Origin of the sequence: Martinezella miluonensis (genome assembly GCF_900094545.1) — a bacterium.
In the GTDB taxonomy this organism is placed as follows: Bacteria; Pseudomonadota; Alphaproteobacteria; order Rhizobiales; family Rhizobiaceae; genus Rhizobium; species Rhizobium miluonense.
Map to the genome: position 1 here is coordinate 1 of NZ_FMAH01000081.1, position 11,054 is coordinate 11,054.

The window sequence follows — 11,054 nt, forward strand, 5'->3', positions numbered from 1 at the left end:
GACTGCGGACAGAAGCAAGCACTCGGCGAGGGATTAAGCTCAAAAGGGATTGACTCAATGCCCGTTACAGAAGAGCGGTTCTCAGATTCCGTGAAAAACTGAACCGCTCTAAAAGCCGCGCCTGCTGAAGGCATAATCGATCCCCCAAACCGGTTCAGGCCTGGGGGGGGTTTGTGCTATACTATGGCACATGAGCTTTTCCTATTATCGATGTGACTGGATCCATCCGGAAAACGAGGATCCTGTCGTCGTCTATTACGAGGTCGATGACGCCGGCGACGTTCCTCGGCTTATCGACGTGTTTGCCAACGGTCGCCGGCAATGCATGTCGGTCGTCGATCTTGCCTTGATCGGGCGTGACGGACGGCGCATCGCCAGCCTCGTCGAAGGCTCGTTTTACGACGGCATTGCCGGTATGGTGGACGGCCTCTTCTTCGAGGAAGGCCAGGAGCGCATCAGCATGACGCACATCGCCGCCGATAAGTTCGAGATCGAATGGCAGACGCATCGTGCGGCCAACCCTGAAGGCTCGCAGTAGAGCGAGGCTGGGCCCTCGAAAGCAGCTATGCTGGCCTCCTGGAACTGCTCAGGCGGCGGCCGGTTCCAATCCCTTCAGTTTGGCCGGCATTTCGCCGCCATAGGCCCAGTCCAGCAATTCGACGGTATGCAGAATCGGGATGCCCGTTCCCGTGGCGATCTGCGTGATGCAGCCGATATTGCCTGTCGCGATGATATCCGCCTTGGTCGCCTCGATATTCCTGACCTTGCGGGCCTTCAGCTCGGCCGAGATCTCCGGCTGCATGATGTTGTAGGTACCGGCCGAACCGCAGCAGAGATGCCCTTCCGCCGGGTCGCGAACCGTAAAGCCGGCGGCCTTCAGGAGGAGCTTCGGCGCCATGGTGATCTTCTGTCCATGCTGCATGGAACAGGCGGAATGATAGGCGACGGTGATGCCCCGCGGCATATGCGAGGGCAGATCGAGGCTGGCGAGATATTCGGTTATATCCTTGGCGAGCGCGGAAACCTTCGCCGCCTTTTCGGCATAGGCTGGATCGAGGCGGAGCATGTGCCCGTAATCCTTGATCGTCGTGCCGCAGCCGGATGCGGTGATGATGATCGCATCGAGCCCGCCGGCGTCGATCTCGCGCGTCCACACGTCGACATTGGCACGGGCGGCGGCAAGCGCCTGCTCTTCGCGCCCCATATGATGTACCAGCGAGCCGCAGCAGACCTCCCCTTCCGGCGCCACGACCTCGACTCCGAGGCGCGTCAGCAGACGGATAGTCGCTTCGTTGATCCCTGGATCGAGCACCGGCTGCGCGCAACCGGTCAGGATCGCCACGCGACCGCGCCGTTCTGCCTGCGGCTCATGCCGACCGGGCCTGGAAAATGGGGACGGCGCCGGCACGCTCCGAGGCGCAAGATCGAGCATGGCGGCAAATGCCTTCATCGCCGGGACGCGCTTCAATGGGCCCTTGAACGGCCTGCCGACGCGCGCCAGCTGCAGAGCCAATCGGAAACGGCCGGGATAGGGTAACACAGCGGCCAGCACGTTGCGCGTAAACCGGTCCATCAGCGGCCGCTTGTAGGTATTCTCGATGTGCGCGCGGGCATGATCGATCAGGTGCATATAGTCGACACCCGAAGGACAGGTCGTCGTGCAGGCAAGGCAGGAAAGACAGCGGTCTATATGCGTCGTCACCTCGGCATCGGCGGGCCGGCCGTTTTCCAACATATCCTTGATGAGATAGATACGGCCGCGCGGGCTGTCGAGCTCGTTGCCGAGCGTCACATAGGTGGGACAGGTGGCTGTGCAGAAGCCGCAATGCACGCATTTGCGCAGGATCGCCTCGGACTCGGCCACATGCGGATCGGCAAGCTGTTCGGGAGTAAAATTGGTTTGCATCGAGCAGCTTCCCCCGTCACGCCATCTTGCCGGGGTTGAAAATCCCGGCCGGATCGAACTTTTCCTTCACGTGCGCCGAAAGCAGCGCCACAGCCTCGGGCTGCGGCTGGAAGGCCGGTGTCGTCGCGCGGTGGGCCGGCGTGGCGCGCAGCAAGGTCGCATGTCCACCGCCCAGAGCATGAATATAGCGGCGCAGTACGTCACCTTCCGGCTCGGCTTCCATTCGCATCCAGACCAAACCGCCCTGCCAATCATAATAGGCATCAACCCCTGTTTCGAGGCGAAGAGCGGCGACGAGCTGGTGGCCAGTACCGGGCGCGACCGATACGCGCCAGACGGGACGCCTCGTGCCATCGGCATAGGGCTTCACGTCACGGATTTCTCGCCAAAGCCTGTGGCTGTCATCCTCCGCAAGGCGCGTCGCCGAACCAAGGCGGCTCATGGCGACAGCCAGCTTCTCGGCTCTCACCGAAACAGAGCTGGCAAGCCCTTCGATGCGCAGCACCGTCGCCTCCCCTCTCGGCAGCTTGCCGTCAAGGAAGGACCAGGCGACCGAGAGCGGCAGATGCGCCGCCCCCGATATTTCGAGCGGCAGTGCCATGGCGGCGGCCATAGCTCTCGCCGCCTCGGCGTCGTTGAAGCCTGAAACGACGATCGTCTCTTCCGTCTTCGGGCGCGGCGGCACGCGGAAGGTTACCTCCGTCAGAAGGCCGAGCGTCCCGTGCGAACCCGCCATCAGCTTGACGAGGTCGAGGCCGGTGACATTCTTCATCACACGACCGCCGGCCTTGACAATCTCACCCCTGCCGTTGACGAAACGGACGCCGAGCAAACTATCGCGCGCAGCTCCGCTGACGAAACGGCGCGGGCCGGAAATATTGGCCGCGAAGACACCGCCGATCGTTGGCTCGCCCTCAGTTGCCATCAGCGCGCGATGATCCATGGGTTCGAATGTCATCATCTGGCCGCCTTCGGCCAGCGCCGCTTCGATCTCGGCGACCGGCGTGCCCGCACGCGCGGTCATCACCATCTCACCCGGATTATAGGCGACGATGCCGGCGAGGCTGCGCGACGACAACAGCGCCTCGGCAGCGACCGCATTGCCGAAGCCGGATCGCGTATTGCCGCCGACGATCGCGAGAGCCGCGCCGCGCGACGTATGATCACGGATGATGGCGGCCGCTTCCGCCTCGGTCGTGGGATGAAACTCGCTCATGCGGCGTCGCGCCCATCCAGCGGAAACACTTTGGAAGGATTGAGGATCCAGCCGGGATCGAAAGCGGCTCGCACGGCCATCATCTGGTCGAGATCGACCTTGGCATATTGATGCCGCATCAGGTCGCGCTTCTCTATGCCGACGCCATGCTCGCCAGTGAGACAACCGCCGGCGTCGACGCAGAGCCGCAGGATATCGTTGCCCGCCGCCTCCGCCTTGGCGGCATCCTCCGGATCGTTGGCGTTGAACAGGATCAGCGGATGCATATTGCCGTCGCCGGCGTGAAAGACGTTGGCGACACGCAGGCCGTAACCGTCGATGATCTCGGCCGTCTTCTTCAGCACGTAGGAAAGCTGGCTGAGCGGCACGGTGCCGTCCATGCAGATATAGTCGGCGATGCGGCCGGTGGCGCCGAAGGCGGATTTCCGGCCCTTCCAGATCAAGGCCGCCTCCGTCGCCGACTGGCATTCGCGCACGGTCTTGACCTTATGGGTGCGGGCGATGTCGACGATGCTTTTCAGCATATCGTCCATTTCCGCCTCCGAGCCTTCGACCTCGACGATCAGCAGGGCGCCGACATCAAGGGGATAGCCGGCCTTTGCAAAGGCCTCGCAGATCTCGATCGCCGGCTTGTCCATGAATTCGATGGCGACCGGAACGATGCCGGCCGCAATGACATCGGCGACGCAAGCGCCCGCCTCTTCCGACGTCTCGAAGCCGAACAGCACCGGCCGGGCGCCTTCCGGCTTGGCGATCAGCCGTACCGTCGCTTCGGTGACGATGCCGAGCTGGCCTTCGGAGCCGCAGACGAGGCCGAGCAGATCGTATCCCGCCGCATCCAGCGCCTTGCCGCCGAGATCGATAACGGTGCCGTCGGTCAGGACGAGCTTCACACCGAGCAGATTATTGGTGGTGACCCCGTATTTCAGACAGTGCGCGCCGCCGGAATTCATGCCGATATTGCCGCCGATGGTGCAGGCAAGCTGCGAGCTCGGGTCGGGCGCATAGAAGAAGCCATCGGCAGAGACGCTTTCGGAGACGTTCAGGTTCGTGACACCGGCCTGTACCGTCGCCGTGCGATTGGCATAGTCGATATCGAGGATGCGGTTCATCTTGGAGAGCCCGAGAACGACGGCATCTTCCTGCGGGATGGCGCCGCCGGAAAGCGAGGTGCCGGCGCCGCGCGGCACGACGGGAATGCCGTAGCGGTGGCAATATTTCATGACGGCCGCCACTTCGGCGGTCGAGCGCGGCAGTGCAACCGCGAGCGGCACACGGCGATAGGATACAAAGGCATCCGTTTCGAAGGGAACGAGTTCGCGCGCCTCGTGAATCAGGCATTCGGGCGCGAGGAGATCCGCAAGATCGGCAACGATCGCGCTGCGGCGGGCAAGAACATCCGCGCGCGGCTCCATAAATGAAATAGCCTCGGCCATGCCATCCTCCTCCTGCATTCGATTTGGGGCGTAGCCTCCTTGTAACGCATTACAGGCTTAACGCTTTCCCAAAGTTGACGCAAATGATAAGCATTTATTCCAAAACAGGAAATAATCGTGCATGACCAATCTTGGGGACCTTGAAATCTTCGCCAGCGTCGTCGCAACAGGCAGCATGTCGCTGGCCGGCCGCGCGCTCGGCTTTTCTCCGGCCGTCATTTCCAAGCGCATCAAGCGCCTGGAAGACAGGCTCGGCACACGGCTTTTGCAACGGACGACGCGGCAGATTTCACTGACCGAAGCCGGCCAGGGCTTTTATGACCGGGTGCTTGCCATCCTGGCCGGGCTGGAAGAGGCGGAAGCCTATATCGCCGGTCGCTCGGCGCAGATGCAGGGTACGCTGAAAATCTCCGCACCCACCTCCTTCGGCCGGCTACACATCGCCCCGCATCTGAAAACCTTCATGCAGGCCCATCCGGATCTGGCGATCAATCTGGTGCTCAGCGACGAGTTCGTCGATATCGTCGGCGGCGGCTTCGATCTTGCCATCCGCATTGCCGAGCTTACCGATTCCAGCCTCGTCGCCCGCAGGCTGGCACCCGTGCGCCGGGTGCTATGCGCTTCGCCCGCTTATATCGAGTCCCATGGCATGCCTGACGATATCGAGGATCTGCGCCGCCATATCTGCCTGCCGGCGCACAATCACGATCCCTGGCGGCTGGACGGCCCGAAGGGCGGCCTCACCTTCCGCCCGGAGGGCAAGCTCATCACCAATTCCAGCGAAGTCATCCGCGAAGCCGTGATTGCCGGTTTCGGCATTGCGCTGCGCTCCACCTGGGACATCGGCCCCGAGCTGCGCGACGGCCGCCTCGTCCAGGTGCTGCCCGCCTATGAAGGATCGCACAACGTCACGCTTTCGGCCGTCTATCCGACCAGGCAGTTCCTGCCGGCGAAGGTGCGCGTATTCATCGACTTCCTGACGGAACTTTATGGCCCCGTGCCCTATTGGGAGCGATAGGCGACGTCTTCGGGAATCGAGGAGATCAGCATGTCCGCGCTTGAAACCATTCGCTCCGATCTATCAGACACGACCGGAACACGCTTCACAATCGTTCTTGGCGATATCACCGGGCTTTCGGTCGATGCCATCGTCAATGCTGCAAACAGTAGCCTTCTCGGCGGAGGCGGCGTCGATGGCGCGATCCACCGGGCTGCCGGGCCGGAGCTTGTTGCCGAATGCCGGATGCTGAACGGCTGCAAGACCGGGCAAGCGAAGATCACCAAGGGATATCGCCTGCCGGCCAGGCATGTCATCCACACGGTCGGTCCCGTCTGGAACGGCGGCGGCAACGGCGAGGACGAGCTGCTTGCGGGCTGCTATCGCAACAGCCTCGGCCTTGCCCGCGAGCATGGCCTCAAGAGCATCGCCTTTCCCGCGATTTCCACGGGTATCTACCGCTTTCCCGCTTTGCCCGCCGCAGAGATCGCCACGCGCATCGCCGTTGCTGAAAGCGCTGATGGCGCTTTCAGTGAGATCATCTTCTGCTGCTTCGGCGACGAGATGGCCCGGCTCTATGATCGACTGCTGCCGGAAGCGCTGGCGAGCGCCTGATGGTGCCGCCCGTTAGCGCGCCAAATCGAGATAGGCGGAGGCGACCATGGCGTCGATATCGGCGGGAACAGGGATGACGCAGGCTTCCCTGCCGAGCCCGCCCTTGGCAACACGCTCCAGGCAACGAGCCTGCAACGTAAAGCCGAGGTCCATGGATTCGACCGTATTGCCGAGCGGGCGTGGGCCGGCGAGATTGGCCATATGGCCGCCGCCGAGAATGTGGAAGGCGCGGCCGTCGCGCATGCGCACGGTCTCGATGTATTCCGCGTCGTAGCGATCGATACCGGCGACATCGGGGCTGTTGCGAAACGCTTCGACATCGATCTCATGCGGGAAATGTCCGCCATTCATCAAGATCGCGCCATCCTTGATCAAAGGCAGATCAGCCGCGGTGATGATATTCGGATAGCCGGTAACGGTCACCAGAATATCGGCAGAACGGATCGCTGCGTCACGCAAAGGCGTCGTGAAGCCATCGAGATGAGCCTCGAGCGCCGTGACCGGATCGATGTCGACGACGCTGACGGCGGAAAAGGCGTTGCGGAAGCAAGCCGCCGTGCCCTTGCCGCAAGCACCATAACCGAAGACGGTGACGCGCTTGCCATTGGTGGAGCGATTGGTGAAGCGCAGATAACTCTCGAACATACTCTGTCCGACTGCATGGCGGTTTTCGGCGAATTGCTTGATCGGGCTGTCGTTGATAACGAGGATCGGCATGTTGAGCTTGTCGCGCATCGGCAGCAGCCGGGTGCGGCCGGACGTCGTTTCCTCCGTGCCGCCGAGGAAATTGGTGTAGGGCCGTTCGGCCGCGCGGACAAAGAGATCGCCGCCATTGTCGAGCAGCAGATCCGGCTTTTCCGCCAGGATCGCATCGAGGCTTGCGCCATGCTCATCGGCATCGCGGGTCTGCGTCGCAAAGACCTTGACGCCCTGAGCGCGCAGATAGTCCACCGTTTCCGGCTGGGTGCTGTTCAGATTGCCGGTGCAGACGAGACCGGCACCGCCGGCACGCAGCGTCATCAGCAGCGCCACCGTCTTCGGCTCCAGATGAATGCCGGTGCCGATGGTCAGGCCGGTAAAGGGTTTCGTTTCGCGAAATTCCTTGGTCGTCGCGGCGAGCAGCCGGCAGCTCCGGGCCACCCAATCGATGCGGGACAGAGAAGAAGACTGATCCATGCTGTGCTCCTGGCGGCTGGTTCGATGCGGCGATCTGGCATGACAGGCAACGGCCTGTCGATGGACATTGGAATGCGCCACATGGTAGAAAATCTGCCATGCATGCGTGCGATCAATGTTCGGCCGGATGCCTTGCTAGGATTGCGCAACCCCTGCCCCGCTCAGCCAATCCGCCAGCCGGACGAGCGCGGGATCCTTCGTGTCGCTGCTGCGAATGCTGAGGCTATAGCCAGCCGGCCGCCGAATGAAGCCATAAGGCGCGATCAGCGTGCCACGTCCGAGATCGTCGCCAACGGCCGTGCGAGGAGCGATGGCAACGCCGAGGCCCGAACGGGCGGCTCCGATCGCAAGCAGCAGATCCTCGAATTCTCGTTTGGCCGCGAAGCGAACGGGTGCGTGGCCGCTTTCCGCGAACCAGTCATCCCAGAGGCTTGGCGCGGAACGGCTATTCAGCGCGACCGCGCCGGCCAACGCCGCAACACCGGTGCCAAGGTCAAGGCGCGCGGCGATATCGGCCGTGGCGACCGGACCGAACTCATCCTCCATGAAGCGTATGGCGGTGATATCGCGCGTTGGCCTGTATTCGCCACCCATGATCACCGCTTCGAGGTCGGCGCGTCTGGCGAGAGGCTCGACGGTCGCCATCGGTACGATGTCTATATCGATGCCCTCAAGGGCGGCCTGCAGATCAGCGACCCGCGGCATCAGCCACCAGACAGCAAAAGCGGAGGGAACGCCGAGACGCAGGACACGTCGGCTTCCCTCCGATAGCTCCGCGGAAGCCCGGGCGAGAATGCCGAAAGCGACACCGACCGAATCGGCGAACGCCCTGCCCTTCGCTGTCAATACAAGCCGGCCGTTCTCCCGTTTAAACAAGGGCATGCCGAAATGAGTTTCGAGCAGATTCAATTGCTGCCGGACGGCGCCGCGCACGACGCCAAGTTCATCCGCTGCCTTCAAAATGCTGCCGCGACGCGCTACGGCGTCAAAGGCCCGCAGTGCGTTCAGAGGTGGCAGGCGTCTAGGCACAATGCGTTCGGACATGGCAAGGTTTTATCCCTCTTTCCAATGCAATAGCAGGTCGGTCCAAGCAACTACGCCATCTGCGGCACGAAAATGCCGTTGAATGTCGCTTTCAACACAATCACTGGCGAATATCAGAGGACAAAACCAGTTATTTTTATCTACTCACCACTCAATAAATTTGTGGGGAAATACCATATATTAGCACCTGGAGTGCAAATTTTTCCCACACCATGTTATGATTGAATCGTAACAGTATCTTGAATCCCTAAAGGTGACCCGACAATTGGCCTTTCTCAGCCGTATAGCAAATGATGTGCAACTCATGTTTCGGCGTCCGCCGCGACAGCAATATGCTGCGCTCTGTTATCGGCTGAAGAAGAAGACCGGCGATCTGGAAGTCTTGCTGCTGACCAGCCGCGACACCGGCCGCTGGGTCATTCCGAAGGGGTGGCCGATGCCCGGCAAGCTCTCCCATGAAGTCGCGGCACGCGAAGCCTATGAAGAAGCCGGCGTGCGCGGCGCGGTGGAGACGGAGCCGCTCGGCACCTTCGGTTACGACAAGGTGCTGAAGGACGGCATTCAGGTGCCATGTCGCGTGCAGGTCTATGCGCTCGAAGCCAGCGAACTCGCCAAGAACTTCAAGGAGAAGGGCGAGCGCTCGATGGAGTGGGTTTCCTGCGAGGAGGCCGCCAGGCGCGTGCGCGAGCCTGAACTGCAGGATCTCATTCTCGCCTTCGCACAACGGATGGCGACCGCTCGTGCCGCAATCCAGGCCAAGTAAGCCACATTACTCACAAAAAACTATGCCAGGATATGTGGCGGATGTTGCGCGCCTCATCGGCCAGCGCAATACGAGAGTTTTGATCCAGAGAACTGCATGCCCGACCGACCGGCTACACCAATAAAGAGGACGCTCGATAAGGATCTCGACAAATTCACCTATGTCGAGGATGCGACCCATCACGTCTCGAGGCGCCTGGTGGCGCCGGGCATCGGGCTGATCTTCCTCGGCCTTGCGATGGTCTTCGCCGGCATCTACGTGTTCGACCAGCCGCGTGCGACGCTGATCTTCGCCGCCGTTGCCCTTGCCGGCTACATGGCCATGAACATCGGCGCCAAGGACGTGGCCAACAATGTCGGCGCCGCCGTCGGCGCACGCGCGATCACCATGACGCAGGCGCTGGTCATGGCGGCCATCTTCGAGGTCCTCGGGGCGACGATCGCCGGCGGCCCGGTCATCAACACCATCTCGACGCACATCGTCGATACCGATCGCATCATCAGCATCGGCAAGCTCGCCTGGCTGATGATGGCGGCGCTGCTCGCCGCAGCACTCTGGATCAATTTCGCCACCTGGCTGAAAGCGCCGGTCTCGACGACGCATACGATCGTCGGCGCAGTCGTCGGCGCGGGTGCGGCCGCAGCCGGCCCGGAACTCGTAAACTGGCATGTACTGGCGGCAATCTCTGCGGGCTGGGTGATAACACCCTTCCTCGGAGGCACCATCGCCGCCAGCATCCTTTACTTCATCGAGACTTTCATCGTCTATCGCGACGACAAGATCGCTGCCGCCAGAAACTGGATTCCGATCCTGATCGGACTGATGGCCGGCGCCTTCACAGGCTATCTCGCCGTTCAGCTGGAGCCCAAGGGCACGATCCCCAATATCATGAACCTCGCGATCGGCATCGGTGTCGGGGTCATCGCCTGGCTCGGTGCGCGCCCCCTCGTAGCGGCGCAATCTATAGGCCTGGAAAACAAGAACAGCTCGCTGCGCAAGCTTTTCCGCCTGCCACTGATCTGTTCGGCGGCGCTGATGTCCTTCGCGCATGGCGCCAACGACGTCGCCAATGCCATCGGCCCGCTGGCTGCAATCGTCCGCGATATCGGCCTTGGCGGCTCGCTCAACGTGCTGGCTGAGACGACAACCCATAAAGCTCCCTTCTGGGTGGTCATGATCGGCGGCTGCGGCATCTCCGTGGGTGTGCTGCTTTATGGACCGCGCCTGATCCGCCTCCTCGGCGAGCAGATCACCAAGCTCAATCCCATGCGGGCTTATTGCGTGGCCGTGTCTGCGGCGCTTACCGTCATTGTCGCCGCCTGGTTCGGCTTTCCGGTCAGCTCGACTCATATCGCCGTCGGAGCGGTTTTCGGGGTCGGCTTCTTCCGTGAATGGTATACTATTCGCTCAAAGCGTCGCTTCGCCTATATGCGCAAGCAGGCCGAAGCCGCGGGCATCCCCTGGAACGAGCCGGATGCTGCCGACGAGCGCAACCCCGACGAAATCCATCGCCGCCGCCTGGTGCGCCGCTCGCACTTCATGACCATCATCGCCGCCTGGGCGATCACCGTTCCGGTCGCAGCCCTGCTTGCCGCCGGCGTATATTGGGGTATGGTCGCGCTCTTCATTTAGATGGTGTAACGGGCGGAGCCCGGCCAGCCAGGTTTGAATGGCTGGTGGTCGTCCCTCACAATGATGGTGTCGCGGAGTCAGGAGAGACCTGCTCCATAGCATCACGGAGAGACGACCATGAAGCAGTATGCCGGCATCGACGTATCATTGGAATACTCAAGTGTGTGCGTGGTGGATGCGGATGGCCGCATTGTGCGTGAAGCAAAGGTCCACAGTGAACCCGATGCGCTGATCGCCTGGTTTGGCGAGCACGGCGTGGCGATGGAACG

10 protein-coding genes and 1 pseudogene are annotated in these 11,054 nt (G+C 62.0%); 6 read left to right on the forward strand and 5 right to left on the reverse strand.

Annotated elements, in window-relative coordinates:
* Positions 1-190 precede the first annotated feature (190 nt).
* Positions 191-538, forward strand: a complete 348-nt coding sequence (locus tag GA0061102_RS31845; RefSeq protein WP_092856620.1) for a DUF6881 domain-containing protein — start codon at positions 191-193, stop codon at positions 536-538.
* Between the two features lie 48 nt (positions 539-586).
* On the opposite strand, the gene glcF is transcribed toward GA0061102_RS31845, so the two are convergent.
* Genes glcF through GA0061102_RS31860 form a run of 3 tightly spaced genes read right to left on the reverse strand, consistent with a single transcriptional unit; the run spans position 587 to position 4,558 of the window.
* On the reverse strand, positions 587-1,906 hold the full coding sequence (glcF, locus tag GA0061102_RS31850; protein ID WP_092856622.1) for a glycolate oxidase subunit GlcF: 1,320 nt from the start codon (positions 1,904-1,906) through the stop codon (positions 587-589).
* Positions 1,907-1,922: 16 nt separating this feature from the next.
* Complete coding sequence (locus GA0061102_RS31855; RefSeq protein ID WP_092856625.1) at positions 1,923-3,122, reverse strand: FAD-binding protein; 1,200 nt, start codon at positions 3,120-3,122, stop codon at positions 1,923-1,925.
* Positions 3,119-4,558, reverse strand: coding sequence for an FAD-linked oxidase C-terminal domain-containing protein (locus GA0061102_RS31860; RefSeq protein WP_092856645.1), 1,440 nt, complete (start codon positions 4,556-4,558; stop codon positions 3,119-3,121). The genes GA0061102_RS31855 and GA0061102_RS31860 overlap by 4 nt, the downstream gene beginning before the upstream one ends.
* A gap of 121 nt (positions 4,559-4,679) precedes the next feature.
* Between GA0061102_RS31860 and GA0061102_RS31865 the strand changes: the two genes are divergently transcribed.
* Both GA0061102_RS31865 and GA0061102_RS31870 read left to right on the forward strand, forming a co-directional pair.
* Positions 4,680-5,576: a LysR family transcriptional regulator gene (locus GA0061102_RS31865; RefSeq protein ID WP_092856628.1), complete on the forward strand. Its 897-nt coding sequence runs from the start codon at positions 4,680-4,682 to the stop codon at positions 5,574-5,576.
* Between the two features lie 30 nt (positions 5,577-5,606).
* Positions 5,607-6,170, forward strand: a complete 564-nt coding sequence (locus GA0061102_RS31870; RefSeq protein WP_092856631.1) for an O-acetyl-ADP-ribose deacetylase — start codon at positions 5,607-5,609, stop codon at positions 6,168-6,170.
* 12 nt (positions 6,171-6,182) lie between these two features.
* Here GA0061102_RS31870 and GA0061102_RS31875 read toward each other — a convergent pair whose 3' ends face one another.
* Positions 6,183-7,346, reverse strand: coding sequence for an adenosylhomocysteinase (locus GA0061102_RS31875; protein WP_092856633.1), 1,164 nt, complete (start codon positions 7,344-7,346; stop codon positions 6,183-6,185).
* Between the two features lie 135 nt (positions 7,347-7,481).
* Complete coding sequence (locus tag GA0061102_RS31880; protein ID WP_092856636.1) at positions 7,482-8,390, reverse strand: LysR substrate-binding domain-containing protein; 909 nt, start codon at positions 8,388-8,390, stop codon at positions 7,482-7,484.
* 265 nt (positions 8,391-8,655) lie between these two features.
* On the opposite strand from GA0061102_RS31880, the gene GA0061102_RS31885 reads away from it, so the two are divergent.
* The 3 genes and pseudogenes from GA0061102_RS31885 to GA0061102_RS33795 form a co-directional block, all read left to right on the forward strand.
* A complete protein-coding gene (locus GA0061102_RS31885; RefSeq protein WP_167668110.1) occupies positions 8,656-9,153 on the forward strand; it encodes an NUDIX hydrolase in 498 nt (165 codons plus the stop codon).
* Positions 9,154-9,249: 96 nt separating this feature from the next.
* Entirely contained in the window at positions 9,250-10,785 is a 1,536-nt protein-coding gene (locus tag GA0061102_RS31890; RefSeq protein WP_092856642.1) for an inorganic phosphate transporter, read from the forward strand.
* Positions 10,786-10,902: 117 nt separating this feature from the next.
* Positions 10,903-11,054: pseudogene (locus GA0061102_RS33795) on the forward strand (IS110 family transposase); the annotation flags it as partial.